Annotated in this window: 16 protein-coding genes; 5 read left to right on the forward strand and 11 right to left on the reverse strand. The window is 63.9% G+C overall.

The window, feature by feature from the left end:
• Positions 1 to 72: 72 nt before the first annotated feature.
• The 8 genes from ACLRDN_RS09170 to ACLRDN_RS09205 form a co-directional block, all read right to left on the reverse strand.
• Complete coding sequence (locus ACLRDN_RS09170) at positions 73 to 867, reverse strand: GntR family transcriptional regulator (protein ID WP_252696268.1); 795 nt, start codon at positions 865 to 867, stop codon at positions 73 to 75.
• 12 nt (positions 868 to 879) lie between these two features.
• Positions 880 to 2,499, reverse strand: coding sequence for a gamma-glutamyltransferase family protein (locus ACLRDN_RS09175; protein WP_413459866.1), 1,620 nt, complete (start codon positions 2,497 to 2,499; stop codon positions 880 to 882).
• A 52-nt stretch (positions 2,500 to 2,551) separates the two neighbouring features.
• A complete protein-coding gene (locus ACLRDN_RS09180) occupies positions 2,552 to 3,529 on the reverse strand; it encodes an ABC transporter ATP-binding protein (RefSeq protein ID WP_413459867.1) in 978 nt (325 codons plus the stop codon).
• A gap of 19 nt (positions 3,530 to 3,548) precedes the next feature.
• Complete coding sequence (locus ACLRDN_RS09185) at positions 3,549 to 4,508, reverse strand: ABC transporter ATP-binding protein (RefSeq protein ID WP_413459868.1); 960 nt, start codon at positions 4,506 to 4,508, stop codon at positions 3,549 to 3,551.
• Positions 4,509 to 4,517: 9 nt separating this feature from the next.
• Complete coding sequence (locus ACLRDN_RS09190) at positions 4,518 to 5,393, reverse strand: ABC transporter permease (RefSeq protein ID WP_413459869.1); 876 nt, start codon at positions 5,391 to 5,393, stop codon at positions 4,518 to 4,520.
• A 37-nt stretch (positions 5,394 to 5,430) separates the two neighbouring features.
• Entirely contained in the window at positions 5,431 to 6,387 is a 957-nt protein-coding gene (locus tag ACLRDN_RS09195) for an ABC transporter permease (protein WP_204725326.1), read from the reverse strand.
• A gap of 5 nt (positions 6,388 to 6,392) precedes the next feature.
• Positions 6,393 to 7,892, reverse strand: a complete 1,500-nt coding sequence (locus ACLRDN_RS09200; RefSeq protein ID WP_413459870.1) for an ABC transporter substrate-binding protein — start codon at positions 7,890 to 7,892, stop codon at positions 6,393 to 6,395.
• A gap of 83 nt (positions 7,893 to 7,975) precedes the next feature.
• Positions 7,976 to 8,209, reverse strand: coding sequence for a hypothetical protein (locus ACLRDN_RS09205; RefSeq protein ID WP_413459871.1), 234 nt, complete (start codon positions 8,207 to 8,209; stop codon positions 7,976 to 7,978).
• Positions 8,210 to 8,319: 110 nt separating this feature from the next.
• On the opposite strand from ACLRDN_RS09205, the gene ACLRDN_RS09210 reads away from it, so the two are divergent.
• Together ACLRDN_RS09210 and ACLRDN_RS09215 are read left to right on the forward strand one after the other, a co-directional pair.
• Complete coding sequence (locus ACLRDN_RS09210; RefSeq protein WP_413459872.1) at positions 8,320 to 8,781, forward strand: MarR family winged helix-turn-helix transcriptional regulator; 462 nt, start codon at positions 8,320 to 8,322, stop codon at positions 8,779 to 8,781.
• Positions 8,782 to 9,190: 409 nt separating this feature from the next.
• On the forward strand, positions 9,191 to 10,210 hold the full coding sequence (locus ACLRDN_RS09215; protein WP_413459873.1) for an alpha/beta hydrolase: 1,020 nt from the start codon (positions 9,191 to 9,193) through the stop codon (positions 10,208 to 10,210).
• 129 nt (positions 10,211 to 10,339) lie between these two features.
• Here the strand turns inward: ACLRDN_RS09215 and ACLRDN_RS09220 are convergent, their stop codons facing one another.
• Positions 10,340 to 11,008, reverse strand: a complete 669-nt coding sequence (locus ACLRDN_RS09220; protein WP_413459874.1) for an alpha/beta hydrolase — start codon at positions 11,006 to 11,008, stop codon at positions 10,340 to 10,342.
• 178 nt (positions 11,009 to 11,186) lie between these two features.
• On the opposite strand from ACLRDN_RS09220, the gene ACLRDN_RS09225 reads away from it, so the two are divergent.
• Complete coding sequence (locus ACLRDN_RS09225) at positions 11,187 to 11,849, forward strand: hypothetical protein (RefSeq protein WP_413459875.1); 663 nt, start codon at positions 11,187 to 11,189, stop codon at positions 11,847 to 11,849.
• Between the two features lie 45 nt (positions 11,850 to 11,894).
• On the opposite strand, the gene mog is transcribed toward ACLRDN_RS09225, so the two are convergent.
• A complete protein-coding gene (gene mog / locus ACLRDN_RS09230) occupies positions 11,895 to 12,524 on the reverse strand; it encodes a molybdopterin adenylyltransferase (RefSeq protein WP_413459876.1) in 630 nt (209 codons plus the stop codon).
• A complete protein-coding gene (yjgA, locus tag ACLRDN_RS09235; RefSeq protein ID WP_413459877.1) occupies positions 12,514 to 13,119 on the reverse strand; it encodes a ribosome biogenesis factor YjgA in 606 nt (201 codons plus the stop codon). Before yjgA ends, mog begins: the two co-directional genes overlap by 11 nt.
• A 75-nt stretch (positions 13,120 to 13,194) precedes the next feature.
• Between yjgA and pmbA the strand changes: the two genes are divergently transcribed.
• The gene (gene pmbA, locus ACLRDN_RS09240) at positions 13,195 to 14,559 is read left to right on the forward strand and encodes a metalloprotease PmbA (protein WP_413459878.1); all 1,365 of its coding nucleotides are present in this window, start codon (positions 13,195 to 13,197) and stop codon (positions 14,557 to 14,559) included.
• A gap of 80 nt (positions 14,560 to 14,639) precedes the next feature.
• A complete protein-coding gene (locus ACLRDN_RS09245; RefSeq protein ID WP_413459879.1) occupies positions 14,640 to 15,131 on the forward strand; it encodes a GNAT family N-acetyltransferase in 492 nt (163 codons plus the stop codon).
• Positions 15,132 to 15,200: the final 69 nt, after the last annotated feature.

A 15,200-nucleotide genomic window follows, 5' to 3' on the forward strand; every position in this document is an offset into this window, starting at 1 on the left:
CGCTTGGCAAATTGAAGTCAGGCGGGAAGCCTAACACAGCGTCGGCACACTTTCAGGGCAGGTCAGCATTGGTCAGAACGACCGCCGCACCCTTACCGACACATAAGCCGGCGGCTTGGTGGTCGCCGTCGCCCGCGCACTGTGCAGCCGATGCAAGGTGATCTGGTTGACCTCCGCATGGCTGCCATCGATGTGCTCGCCCATCAGGCGCATTGCGCCCTCGGCGTCGCCGGCGGCGATGCTGTCGAGGATGGCGGCATGTTCCTCGTAGGTCGAGTGCAGGCAATCACCGTACAGGAAATCCAGTCGCCGCACGATGCGGATGCGGTCTGTCAGACGATCGAATGACTCGGCCATCTCCTGGTTGCCGGCCGCGCGCACCAGCGTCTGGTGAAAGACTTCATCGAGCAGGGCCGCCTTGGGTCCGTCCGGTTCGCGTGCCTCGGCGGCCACGCACCAGGTGGCGCGCAGGCCGGCCAGCACGGACTGGTCTCCCGCCTGCGCACACAGGCGGCGCACTGCGTGCGTCTCGATGAGCTTGCGCATTTCATAGAGATCGGAAAAACGCTTGAAGTCGATCGGCACCACCTCCCAGCCACCGCGTACATAGCCCTGCATCAGGCCATCGTTCTGCAGGCGTTGCAGCGCCTGCCGCACCGGCGTGCGCGAGACCTTGAAATACGCGGCGATTTCGGTTTCGGTGATCTGGTCGCCGGGCAAGAGGCGCATGTCGAAAATGTCCTGCCGCAATTGCGCATAGACATATTCGGGCAGGGAGCCATTGCGCACCAGCGCGTCTTCGCCCTCAAGATCGGAGGCGAGCGCGCCGGCGTCAGCGGCGGGGGCGGGAGCAGCCAGGCTTTTCACGATGGGCTTTCTTTACCAGGCGGCCACGCTGCCATCGGTACGCGGTTCGGTCCCGCCGCACAGTACGCCTTCGTCATTGCGCCAGATGATCTGGCCACGGCCGAAGCCCAGCTGGTTGCCCGACCACGCCACTTCATGGCCCAGCCCGCCCAGACCACGGAAGAGATGTTCGGCCGTGCTGTGTTCGATGCTGACCTTGTTTCCTTTTTCCCATTCCCAGCGCGGCGCATCCAGCGCGGCTTGGGGATTGAGGCCGAAGTCGACCGTGTTCATCACCATCTGCACGTGGCCCTGAGGCTGCATGAAACCGCCCATCACGCCGAAGGGGCCGACGGCCTGGCCATTGCGCGTCATGAAGCCGGGAATGATGGTGTGATACGGACGCTTGCCCGGTGCCAGCACATTGGGATGCCCGGCTTGCAGCGTGAAATTGTTGCCGCGATTGTGGAGCGCAATCCCCGTACCCGGCACCACCAGGCCCGAACCAAAGCCCATGTAGTTGCTCTGGATGAAGGACACCATGTTGCCCTCGGCATCGGCCGTGCACAGGTACACGGTGCCGCCGCGCGACGGGTCGCCGGCCACCGGCAGCGTGGCGCGCGGGCCGATCAGCTTGCGGCGTTCATCGGCATAGGCCTCCGAGAGCAATTGCTCCATCGTCACCTTCATGTGCGCGGGATCGGCGATATGCGCCAGGCCATCGGCGTAGGCCAGCTTGATGGCTTCGATCTGGCGGTGATAGGTCGCCAGCGTGTCGCGCTCGGAGAAGTCGTAAGCCTTCAGCAGGTTCAGCGCCATCAGGGCCACCATGCCGTGGCCATTGGGCGGGATTTCCCAAACGTCATATCCGCGATAATTCACGCCGATGGGGTCCACCCATTCCGGCTGGAATGCGGCCAGGTCGGAGGCCTGCATGTAGCCGCCGGCCTGCTGCAGGAAGGCCGCAATCTTTTCGGCCAGGGCACCGCGATAGAAGCCCTCGGCATTGTCCTCGGCGATCGCCTGCAGGGTGGCGGCATGGCCCGCCGAGCGCCATAACTGGCCGGCTTGCGGTGCCTGGCCATCGATGCAGAAGGTATCGAACCACGATTGGAAATGCGGCTCCTTGAACTCGCGCCTGAAGTTCTGCTGCGCCACCTGCCAGGCATGCGCCACCATCGGCGAGACCGGGAAGCCCTCGCGCGCCAGGGTGATGGCGCCGGCCATGGAATCGGTCAGCGCCAGCTTGCCGAAGCGCTTGGCCATGGCGGCCCAGGCGCTGGGCGTGCCGGGCACGGTCACGGGCAGGGCGCCGTACTTGGGCACGTCCTTCAGGCCGGCGCTGGTGAGCTTGTCGGCGGAAATCGATTGCGGGGCCGGGCCGCTGGCGTTCAGGCCATGCAGCTTGCCGCCATGCCAGACCAAGGCGAAGGCATCGCCACCGATGCCGTTGGCGGTCGGTTCCACCACCGTCAATGCGGCAGCGGCTGCGATGGCCGCATCGATGGCATTGCCGCCGCGCTGCAGGACTTCCAGCCCGGCCTGCGCGGCCAGCGGTTGCGAGGTCGCCACCATGCCGCGCCGGGCATAGACGGCGCTGCGACGTGAGAAGTAGGGATAGTGGTTGCTGCTGAAGTCGGGGAAGGCGGGCATGGCGGTCTCTCGTTCTTGGTTCAGGGGCGTATTTTATCGGGTGGCTTGCGTATTACGTGGGGCGCAGCGTCAGCTCGGGCCGGCTCAGGTGGCAGGCTACGGTATGGGTGGCACTGACCTTGACCGCAGGCGGTGCTTCGGTCTTGCACACCTCCATGCAGGACGGGCAGCGCGGATGGAAATGACAGCCCGAGGGCGGGGCGGCCGGGTTGGGGATGCTGCCCTGCAGGATGATGCGCTCACGCTGCTGGCGCGGATGTTCACGTGGTATGGCCGACAGCAGCGCCTGCGTGTAGGGATGGCGCGGCCGGGTGTAGACCTCTTCACATGTGCCCGTTTCCACCATGCGTCCGAGGTACATCACGCCGATGCTGTCGCTCACATGGCGGATCACGGCCAGGTCGTGCGAGACGAACAGATAGGTCAGCCCTAGCTCCTGCTGCAGCTCGCGCAGAAGATTCAGGATCTGCGCCTGGATGGAGACATCGAGGGCTGAGACGGCCTCATCGGCCACCACCAGCTTGGGCCGCGTGATGATGGCGCGCGCGATGCCCACGCGCTGGCGCTGGCCACCGGAGAATTCATGCGGATGGCGTGCTGCATAGGCCGGGTTGAGCCCGACCATGTCCAGCGCTTCGGCCACCTTGCGCTTGCGGGTGGCGCGGTCGTGCAGCTGGTGCACGAGCAGCGGTTCTTCCAGCACTTCGCCGATGGTCATGCGCGGGTTCAGCGAGGCATACGGATCCTGGAACACCATCTGCATGTGCCGGCGCATGGCCTGCAGCTGGCCCTCGGGCAGCAGGGTCAGTTCCTGGCCCATGAAGCGCACGCTGCCTTCGCTGGGTTCGATCAGGCGCAGCACGCTGCGCCCGGTGGTGGACTTGCCGCAGCCGGATTCACCGACCAGGCCCAGGGTCTGGCCTTCAGCCAGGCTGAAGGAGACATCGTCAACGGCCTTGACGGTGCTGCTGCCGGAAGCAAAATATTTTTTCAGTCCGTGGACTTCGAGCAGGGGAGGAAGTGTCGTCATGATCGGGCCTTCTATACCTTCAATGCGGATACCAGCAGCGCACGCTGTGGCCATCACCCAGATGTTCCAGTACCGGCATCTCCTGGCGGCAGATGTCCTGGGCGCGCGCGCAACGGGCGGCGAAGCGGCAGCCTTGCGTGACGGTGCCGGGCGGCGGCACGCTGCCAGGGATGGCAGTCAGCGGCGCACCAGGTGTGGCATCCAGCGCCGGGCGCGCGCGCATCAGGGCATGCGTGTAGGGATGGGCGGGGCGATCAAACAGATCTTCCACGCTGCTCTGCTCCACCACCTGGCCGGCATACATCACCACCACGCGCTGGCACATCTCGGCCACCACGCCCAAGTCGTGGGTGATCATGAGGATGGAGGTCTTCTGTTCGCGTTTGAGGTCGCGCATCAGGTCCAGGATCTGCGCCTGGATGGTCACGTCCAGCGCGGTCGTCGGTTCATCGCAGACCAGCAGGCGCGGCTGGCACAGCAAGGCCATGGCGATCATGACGCGCTGGCGCATGCCGCCGGAGAGGCTGTGCGGATATTCGTCCACCAGTTGCGCTGCGCGCGAGAGGCCCACGCGTTCCAGCATGGCGACGACCTTGGCGTCGATCTCCTGGCGCGGCAGGGAGGTGTGGATGCGCAGCATCTCGCCCAGTTGCTCGCCGATGCGATGCAGCGGGTTCAGCGAGGTCATCGGCTCCTGGAAGATCATGGCGATCTCCTTGCCGCGAATGCCGCGCAGGGTGGCGTCATCGGCCTGCAGCAGGTCGCGCTCGCCAAAACGGATCGCACCCGACAGCCTGGCCTGGCTGGCCATGGGGAACAGGCGCAGGATGGACAGGGCGGTGACGCTCTTGCCGCAACCGGATTCACCCAGCAGGCCCACGGTTTCGTCCTGGCCCAGTGAGAAGGAAACGCCATCGACGGGCGCAACGCGGCGGCCGTGACTGAGGAATTCGATCTTGAGATTTTCGATGGTGAGCATGGCGGTTCCTCAGCGGCTCAGTTTGGGATCGAACACTTCGCGGATGCCATCGCCCAGCAGGTTGAAACCCAGCACCACCAGGAAGATCGCCAGCCCCGGCCACATGGCCAGCATCGGCGTGGTGTTCAGGTAGCCCTGGGCGATGTGCAGCATGGAACCCCAGCTCGGGTCTTCCGGCTTGGCCCCCAGGCCGAGATAGGAAAGCCCGGCTTCGGCGATGATGGCCGTGCCCATGGCGAAGGTGGCCTGGATCACCAAAGGCGCCAGCGAATTGGGGAGGATGTAGCGCCACATGATGCGCAGGTGCCCGGCGCCGATGGAGCGTGCGGCCATGACGTAGTCGAGGTTGCGGATGGTCATGGCCTGCCCGCGCGCCAGCCGCACGAAGGACGAGGTGAAGCCGATGCCGACGGCCACCATGGCATTGTAGAAACCGCCCCCCAGCGCGGCGGCCAGGGCCAGCGCCAGGATCAGCGAAGGAAAAGCCTGCAGCGCATCGACCACGCGCATGACGATGGCATCGACCGCGCCGCGATGGTAGCCGCTGACGATGCCGATGGGCACGCCCAATGAAAAGGCCAGTCCGACCGAGATCAGCGCCGCCTGCAGCGAGATGCGCGAACCGTACAGCATGCGGGTGTAGATGTCGCGGCCCAGGTCATCCGTACCGAGCCAGTGCTCGGCACTGGGACCAGACAGCAGGTTGCCGTAGTCCTGGTCAAAGATGGGATCGTACCGGGCCAGTACCGGTGCAGTGATGGCCAACAGTACCAGTACAGCGATGATCACCGCACCGATCACCGCCAGACGGTTGCGGCTGAAGCGGCGCAGGGTACGCCAGCGGGGCAGCGCCGGCAGGGCCTGCGCAGGGGAGGGAGGGTTCATGTCGGGAGACGTCATGGTTGGAGGCGTTGGGCAGACTTCAGCGGGCGATGCGCGGGTCGATCACGCTGTAGAGCAGGTCCACGCACAGGTTGACGATGACCACCATGACGGTAGCGGCCAGTACACCGGCCTGTACAGTCACGTAGTCACGCTGGAAGATGGCGTCGACGATCATCTTGCCCATGCCGGGAATGCCGAAAATGCTTTCGGTGATGACCAGTCCGCCCAGCATGCCCGAGACCATCAGGCCGCTGGCCGTGACCACCGGGATCATGGCATTGCGCAACGCATGGCCCAGCACCACCTGCCAGTCGCGCAGGCCCTTGGAGAAGGCGGTACGGATGTAATCCTCGTTGAGCACTTCCAGCAAGCTGCTGCGCACCATGCGCATGAGGATGGCCGATTCACGCAGGCCGGTCACGACCATGGGCATGATCATGGCGATCAGGTTGGCGTGCCAGTCCACCGACAGCGGCACGAAGCCCGAGGCCGGCAGCCAGCCCAGCTTGACCGCAAACAGGATGATGAACAGCATGCCCAGCCAGAAGTGCGGCACCGACATGCCGAACAAGGCAATCAAGGTGCCGACCGCATTGGCCCAGCCGCGCGGGCGGGCCGCCGACAGGATGCCGGCCGGCACCGCAATGACGACCGCCACCAAAAAGCTGCCGATGGCCAGTTCGATGGTCACCGGCAGGCGCTGCCACAAGGCATCGGCCACCGGGGTGTTGTCGATGAAGGAGCGGCCCAGGTCGCCATGCAGTACGGCCCACAGCCAGCGCCCGTACTGCACCAGCAGCGGATCATCCAGCCCCAGTTTCAGGCGCAGGGCGGCGGCCGCTTCCGGCGTGGCTTCCATGCCGAGGATGGCGGCCACCGGGTCCCCCGGCAGCACCGCCAGCAGGGAAAACACCACCATGCTCACCAGCAGCAGGGTGGGGACCGACAGCAGCAGGCGCCGGGCCAGCTTGGGCAGCTTGATCGTCGTGGCCATGGGACTTACTTGGACACGGTCGCAGTGCGGATCACACCATCGGGCACGTACTGGAAGCCCTTGACCGACTTGGCGATGCCGAACAGCACGTTGTCATGCACGGTGTAGATGTAGGGCACTTCCTTGACCAGGATCGCCATGGCTTGGTCATAGAGCCCCTTGCGCTTGGCCTGGTCGCCTTCCACGCGGGCCTGCTGCAGCAGGTCGTCCACTTCCTTGGCGCCGAAGTGTGAATAGTTCAGCGAACCGTTGGTGGTGACGAAGTCATAGATGTTCTGGTCCGGATCGGAACGGCCGCTCCAGCCCACGAACAGGCCTTCGAAGTTGCCGGCCTTGCCGGCCTCGATCTGGGTGGCCAGTTCGGTCTTCTCCAGCGTGACGGTGATGCCGGCCGGGCGCAGCATGCCCTGGATCATCTGGCCGACCTGCAATTCATCGGGCGTGGTCGGCAAGGTCAGCTTGAAGCTGAAGCCGCCTTCCTTGCCGGCTGCCTTGAGCAGGGCCTTGGCGCGGGCCAGGTCAACCTTGGGTGGCACGTCGCTGGGGCCATTGGCAAATTGCGCTTTGGAGAAGGGCGAATGGCCGGCCGCCACTGCATTGTTGTAGACCACCTTGGCGATGGCGTTGCGGTCGATCAGGATATCCACGGCTTCGCGCACTTCCTTCTTGTCGAAGGGCGGCTTGCCGGTGTTCATGTAGAAGCCGCGGAAGCCCAGAGAAGGCTTGTTGAGCACCGTATAGCTGGCGTTGGCCGGGACGTTGGTGATTTCCTTGTAGGGGAAGCGGTTGCTGATGTCGACCTGGCCACTGCGCAGGTTGTTGAAGGCCACATTGACGTCCGGCATGATCTTGTAGACCACTTCATCCACCTTGGGCAGGCCGGCGCGCCAGTAGTCGGGGTTTTTCTTGAGCGTGATGGTGGCACCCTTGAGGCGGCCTTCGTAGACGAAGGGGCCGGTACCGACCGGATGGTTGACGTAGTCTTCGCCGTATTTCTTCACGGCCGCCGGCGACGACATCATGCCGGCGCGGTCGGTGAGGATGGAGAGGAAGGGCGCGAAGGGCGTGGAGAGGTCCAGCTTGATGGTGTGCTCATCGACCACCGTGATCTTGGTGACGTATTTCAGTTCATTGCGGCGCAGGGAGGTCTTCTCCTGGCCGCGCAGCAAGTTGAATTCCACCGCCTTGGCATCGAAGGGCGTGCCATCCTGGAATTTGACGCCCTTGCGCAGATACAGCGTGTACGTTTTCTGATCTTCGGAGACGGTCCAGCGCTCGGCCAGCATGGGGATGATCTTGCCCTCGCCATCCAGGTCCACCAGCTTGTCGAAGATGCTCTGGTAGACGATGCGCTCGTTGAGCATGGAGGACTGCGTGGGGTCTAGCTTGCCGGGGTCGGCGTCCAGCGAGATGTTGAGCGTCGCCGCCCAGGCGGGCAGGCTGCAGGCGGCCAGCACGGCCGAGGACATCGCGGACAGCAGGAAACGGGAGACACGCTGGTTCATTCGTTTTTCCTTTCAGAAGTCATCACGGATCGAGCGCAACCGGCTTGGGCGGCAAGCCCGCCTGCCACGGCCATCGGGCCAGCTTAGGCGATGGACACGGTGAAGGCAAGCACGGATACGTCAATGTATACAACAAAGAAGACATGCAGGAAGCGTGCCATGGCATCAGCTTCGCGTCCGACGGAAAAGCGGTATCGCCAGCCGGGAATGCAGGCGGGGCGGGCCTCCCGGCGGATGGCTGCGAAGAGGGCAATGGCCCGTGGCATGGCGCATTGGCCCATCGTTCTTGGTCCAGCCTGCTTCGCGATGGTGCGCAATCACGTCCTGCGTGCCCGGTGAAGGGGCGTGGCAACGCTGCGACGACAACGCGTAAATTTTTTTATTAAATCGCTTGCTATTTAATTTTGGCCTCGCTAAACTGCGCTGCATGAATTCGAAAACAGACAAACGCAAGTCGGCCCCGCTGCTGGATGCCCAGTTGTGTTTTGCGCTGTACTCGACCTCGCTGTCGATGAGCAAGCTCTATCGCAAGCTGTTGCGCAACATGGGCATCACCTATTCGCAGTATCTGGTGCTGATGGTGTTGTGGGAGCAGGACCAGCTGACGGTGTCCGATATCGGTGAACGCCTGGTGCTGGATTCGGCCACGCTGACCCCGCTGCTCAAGCGCATGGAAGCGCAGGGCTTGGTGACCCGGGAACGTGCGGCCAGCGATGAACGGCAAGTGGTCGTCTCGCTCACCGCAGAAGGTGACAAGCTGCGCGAACAGGCAGTGGAGCTGCCCCGCGAAGTGTTGCGGGCAACCGAGTCGACGGCCGCGGAACTGACCGCGATGAAGGAAGAATTGATGGCCTTGCGTGCCCGCCTGCACAAGAATACGGGCGAGTGAGCGGGGCAGGTTGAAGGGACGCGGCGACCAGGCCAAGTCCCTTTTTGAAAGTTAAATAGATAGCGCGCTATTAAATAGTGTTGTATATTGTTGATGAGTAGCTCGCAAGAAAGCCGGCTAACTGGCATCGGCAGGTTCAAGGCAGTGTGCAGAGTGAAATCATCACATTCTCTTGGCAGCAGTTATACGCAGAGCCAATAGCGCCAACTAAGTAGTTTGCTATTTAATAGGCTTTTAGTTTTATCGTGGCATCGACAGTTTTCTGGCCGGCAACGGCCAGTGCAGTACAGCAGTACAGCAGTACAGCAGTACCAGGCAGCAAAGCAACAAACATGCAGTTCCCTCGCAGCACTTACCCGGTGAACCCCACCGATTCGCTCATCTGAGATTAGAGAAAAGGAAGAAGATCATGACCTCGTTCAAGCAACTCGCCGCCGTCGCCGCCATCGGCCTGGTTTTTGGCAACGCCTATGCCGCCGGTGATGCCGGCGTGGAACCGACCACCCAATCCTTCTTGCAAGCGCTCGAAGCCGGCGGTGGCAAGCCCCTGGAACAGCTCTCGCCGCAAGATGCGCGCGCCGTGCTGGTCGGTGCGCAAGCCAGCGTGAAGCTGGAGCTGCCCAAGGCGGACGTGTCGGAAAAGACCATCACCGCCGACGGCCAGCAGATCAAGCTGACCATCGTGCGTCCGGCGGGCGTGACCAAGACCCTGCCGGCCTTCATGTTCTTCCACGGCGGCGGCTGGGTGCTGGGCGACTTCCCGACCCACGAACGCCTGGTGCGTGACCTGGTGGCCAACTCGGGTGCGGTGGCCGTGTTCGTGAACTACACCCCGTCGCCGGAAGCCGGCTACGGCGTGGCCATCAACCAGGCCTATGCCGCCACCAAGTGGGTGGCCGAGCACGGCAAGGAAATCAAGGTCGACGGCAAGCGCCTGGCCGTGGCCGGCAACAGCGTCGGTGGCAACATGGCCGCTGTCGTGGCCCTGATGGCCAAGGACAAGGGCGGCCCCGCCCTGCGTTCGGAAGTGCTGCTCTGGCCGGTGACCGATGCCAACTTCGAAACCGGTTCCTACAACCAGTTCGCCAATGGCTACTTCCTCACCAAGAACATGATGAAGTGGTTCTGGGACAGCTACACCACCGACGCCGCCAAGCGCAAGGAAATCACTGCCTCGCCCTTGAACGCGACCCCGGCGCAACTGGCCGGCCTGCCGCCGACCCTGATCCAGACCGCCGAAAACGACGTGCTGCGTGACGAAGGCGAAGCCTATGGCCGCAAGCTGCAAGCCGCCGGCGTGGCCGTGACCAGCGTGCGCTACAACGGCATGATCCACGACTTCGGCCTGTTGAACGTACTGGCCAAGGTCCCGGCCGTGCAGACCGCGATGCGCCAGGCCGGCGAGGAACTGAAGTTCCGCCTGAAGTAATTGCAAGGCTGCCCTGCGCGTAACACTGCGCAGGGAAAACGACAACGCCCCCGCACGAGTGCATCGTGCGGGGGCGTTGTCATTGCGGCTGCAGGTTCGGGGGCGGATGCGGGTGCTGCGTGCTCGGACTCAGGCCAGGACCTTGGTCAGCCAGGCGCCGATATCCTCGACCTCCTCGCCGCACACTGAGTGCTGCATCGGATAGTCGTGCCACTCGACCTTGTAGCCCAGCTGGGTCAGCAGTTCACGCGACTTGACGGCGCGCTCCAGTACCACCACCGGATCCATGGTGCCGTGGGCCATGAAGATGGGCGTGTCATGGTTGGCACCGTGGCGTTCGGCTTCGATGGTGGCGGCCAGCGGCAGGTAGCCCGACAGGCACATCAGGCCGGCCAGGCGTTCCGGGTGGCGCAGGCCGGTCTGCAAGGTCATCGCGCAGCCCTGCGAGAAACCGGCCAGCACGATGCGCTCGGAGGGAATGCCGCGTGCACGCTCTTGCGCGATCAGTGCTTCGATGGCGGCCTGCGAGGCGCGCAGGCCGGGTTCGTCTTCACGGCGGACCAGGTCGGGCGCGAAGATGTCGTACCAGGCGCGCATCACGTAGCCGCCGTTGATGGTCACCGGCATGGTCGGCGCGGTCGGGAAGATGAAGCGGATGGGCGGGCAGCCCGACAGGTCCAGCTCGCGCACGATGGGCACGAAGTCCGAACCATCGGCACCCAGGCCGTGCAGCCAGATGACGGAGGCAGTGGGGTTGGGGGCGGTATCGATCTGTATCGTCTCGAGGGGGGCGGACATAGGCGTGCGGTTCCTGTTGCGGTCGGTGGATGAAAGGGCGGGGCGCGGCATTTGTGTCTGTCCCGGCGCGGGAGCACAATACGGCCTTGCCCGTTGTCATGCGCAGCGTCTGTGCTGCAATGGGCTCACATCATACGATGAACGCCGCCGCGATGGCGGCGCTGCAAAAGGAAAACCCATGAAGTGCATCCCCTCGCGCCGCCTGCTGGCCTCGCTGTTGGCCTCCCTGCTGGCCATGGCGCCCCTGGCCGGCCATGCCGAAGCCGAAGGCCGGTTGTTCCAGCCGCGCGGCGAAAACCTGATGATCTCGCCCCCGCCAGGATGGCGCCTGGCCTACATGGATGGCGATCCGGACGGCAATTACGTGGTCGATTTCCTGCCAGCCAACGAAGCGCATGACTCCTGGCGCGAGGGCTACATGGGCGTGCAGCGCCGTGGCTATCCCGATGCCGGCCTGGTGGCCAACATCCAGGCGCGCAACCTCACCGTGGCGCAGGTGGCCTTGACGGAAGTGATGCAGGGAGCCCAGCGCAATTGTCCGGGGCGCTTCGTGGCGATGGCGCAGAAGGATGGCAGCACCAACAATATTCCCGTCTCTGTCAGTGGTGGCTTCTGCGACCGTACCGGGCCAGTTGCGCCCTATGGCGAGGGAACTGTACTGGCGGTGTATCAGGGCAAGCAGCAACTGTTCGTGGTGCAGTTCAGCTGGCGCCCGCCGACTGAAAACGCACTGAAACAGTATCCCTACCGGATCACGCCGGCCGGACTGCAGCAGTATCTGGATCTGCTCAATGCGGCCACGCTGTGCGGCGGGCCGGATGAGGGTAAGTGTCCGAACTGAGAGGGAGGGCGGGCCCGCATCGACATGCGGGCCGCTGAGCTACTATTACTTGCTGGCAGGGCGGATCGCCGACTTGGGGCGGAAGGCCTTGCAGACGCTTTCATCGGTGTCGATGTAAGGGCCGCCGATGAGGTCGATGCAGTAGGGGATGGCGGCGAAGATGCCGGGCACCTTGATCTTGCCGTCCTCGTCCTTCAATCCCTCCAGTGTTTCGCGGATGGACTTGGGCTGGCCGGGCAGGTTCAGCACCAGCGCAGCATGGCCGTCGGTCTCGCGGATGACGGCGACCTGGCGCGAGAGAATCGCGGTCGGTACGAACTGCAGGCTGATCTGGCGCATCTGCTCGCCAAAGCCCGGCATTTCCTTGGTGCCGATGGCCAGCGTGGCTTCGGGCGTGACATCGCGGCGCGACGGACCGGTGCCGCCAGTGGTCAGCACCAGGTCGCAACGGGCCACATCGACCAGTTCCACCAGGGTCTGTTCGATCTGTGCGCGTTCATCGGGGATCAGGCGGGTCTCGACTTCAAAGGCGCTGGTGAGCGCTTTGGTGAGCCATTCCTGCAGGGCCGGGATGCCCTGGTCCTGGTAGACGCCACCGGAGGCGCGGTCGGAGATGGAGACCAGTCCGACGCGCAGCACCTCACGTGCGACGGGCGTCACGGCCTCAACGCTCATCGTCATCCTGCTCGTCGGTCTCATCCTCGGCGGCTTCGCTCTTGGCGCGCGCAGCCTGGGCCTGCAACTGCTTGAGGATCTGGAAGATTTCGCGGTAAGCCTTGGGCGGCTTGTTTTCCGCCTGCTCCTTGCGGGCATTGCGGATGAGCTTACGCATGTGCTGCACATCCACTTCGGGATGGCGGTTCAGCAGTTCGGTCAGTGCCTGGTCATCGGCCAGCAGTTTTTCGCGGCGGCGTTCCAGGGCGTGCATGGCGGCGGTTTCAGCCTTGGAGGCGCCGTGCCAGCTGTCGATGGTCTTCTGGATGATGGCGATCTCGTCGGCTTCCAGCGTGCGCATCTTCTTGCCCACGTATTGCATCTGGCGGCGACGGCCTTCGTGGTCCTTGATCTGCTGGCATTCGAGGATGGCGTCGCGCACGTCTTCGGGCATGGGGACGCGCTTGACGCGGTCGCGCGGTTCATTGACCAGCGATTCGCCCAGCTTTTGCAGGGCATCCATCTCGCGCTTGAGCTGGGACTTGGAGGGGCGGTCGTATTCCTGTTCGAATTCGCTGGATTGGAATCCGACAGCACCGCGGTTGGCATTGGGCATATCGTGACTTCGAGAAATAAAGCTTAACGACTGCTATGATAACCGTTTTACCCGCATTTCAGAGAAAACAGGCTCATGAGCGATACCCCATTCACGCACAGTCAGGACCAGTTGAAGCAGTTGGCGCAGGATGTCCTGCGTTATGCCCGGGACAAGGGCGCCTCGGACGCCGCCGTCGACATCAGCGAGGGCAGCGGCCTGTCGGTAGCGGTGCGCAAGGGCAAGATCGAGACCATCGAGCAGAACAAGGACAAGGGCATCGGTGTGACCGTGTTCCTCGGAGAAGGCCGCCAGGTGCGGCGCGGCAACGCCAGCACCTCGGATTTCTCGCAGCAGGCACTGAAGGAAACGGTCGAGGCCGCCTACAACATCGCCCGCTTCACCGCCATCGATGACTGCGCCGGCCTGCCCGACGCCGAGATGCTGGAAATGGCCCCGCGCGACCTGAAACTGTTTTCGCCATGGAACATTTCCGCCGAAGAAGCTGTGGCGCTGGCCCAACGCTGCGAAACCGCAGCCCTCGATACCGACCCGCGCATCACCAATAGCGAAGGGGCTGGCGTCTACGTACAGCACTCGCATTTCATCGCGGCCAACAGCCGTGGTTTCATGGGCGGCTACCCGTTCTCGCGCCACACCATCTCGGTGGCGCCCATCGCCGGCAAGGGCGCGGGCATGCAGCGTGATGACTGGTATTCCTCCAAACGCGATCCCAAGAAACTCGCCAAGCCCGAAGCCATCGGCCGCTACGCCGCCGAGCGCGCGCTGGCCCGCCTGAACGCGCGCAAGCTCACGACCCGCAAATGCCCGGTGCTGTTCGAAGCGCCGCTGGCAGCGGGTCTGCTGGGCGCCTTTGTGCAAGCCGTGTCGGGCGGTGCGCTGTACCGCAAGTCGACCTTCCTGCTCGATTCGCTGGGCCAGCAGGTCTTCCCGGAGCACATCCAGATCCTGGAAGATCCGCACGTGGTCGGCGGTGTGGGTTCCGCGCCCTTCGATGAAGAAGGCGTGCGCACCGTCAAGCGTGAGGTCATCAAGGATGGCGTGGTACAGGGCTACTTCCTGTCGACCTATTCGGCCCGCAAGCTGGGCATGCAGACCACCGGCAACTCCGGCGGCTCGCACAACCTGACGCTGCGCTCGGACCTGACCACCAAGGCCGATACCTTCAAGGGCATGCTGAAGAAGATGGGCACCGGCCTCCTGGTGACCGAGCTGATGGGGCAGGGCGTGAACTACGTGACGGGTGACTATTCGCGCGGTGCCTCGGGCTACTGGGTCGAGAACGGCGTGATCCAGTATCCGGTGGAAGAAATCACCATCGCCGGCAACATGAAGGACATGCTGCGCCAGATCGTGGCCGTGGGTAACGACACGCTCATTCGCGGTACCAAGGAAACGGGTTCCATCCTGCTGGAAAACATGACCATCGCTGGCGACTGATCGTGCCGCACGCTGCCCGGCCGCCGCTGGCGAGCCGGGTGGCGCCACGGCCAGCGCCGCCCATCTTGGGGAGGCAAGCCATGGACGACATCCACATCCGGCGCGGCTATCTGCCAGGCGCCATCGGGCGTGTAGCTGAGCTGCACGCCGCGTATTACACCGAAAACTGGAGCTTCGGCGTGTATTTCGAAGCCCGCATCGCCACCGAGCTGGCGGCCTTCATGAGCCGCTACGACGACAGCCGCGATGGCTTCTGGACCGCCACCGTACACGGCCGCGTCGAAGGTTCGCTGACCATCGACGGCCAGCATGCGCAGCAGCAGGGCGCGTGGCTGCGCTGGTTCATTTCTTCCGAAAAACTGCGTGGACGCGGCGTGGGCGATGCCCTGCTGACCGAGGCCATCCGCTTCTGCGCGGAGTGCGATTTCCCTTCCATCTACCTGTGGACCTTCGAGGGTTTGCACGCCGCGCACAACCTGTACCAGCGTCACGGATTCATCCTCACCGAGGAGCGCATCGGCTCGCATTGGGGCGTCAAGCTCAACGAGCAGCGCTACGAACTGCTGCTGTAGCACGCAGGGCAGGCCGTGCCATGCGGCGCTAGAATGTCGGATTGGCGCACGCGCGCAACTTCGGACATT

This window comes from Herbaspirillum huttiense (genome assembly GCF_047300815.1).
GTDB lineage: Bacteria > Pseudomonadota > Gammaproteobacteria > Burkholderiales > Burkholderiaceae_D > Herbaspirillum > Herbaspirillum huttiense_A.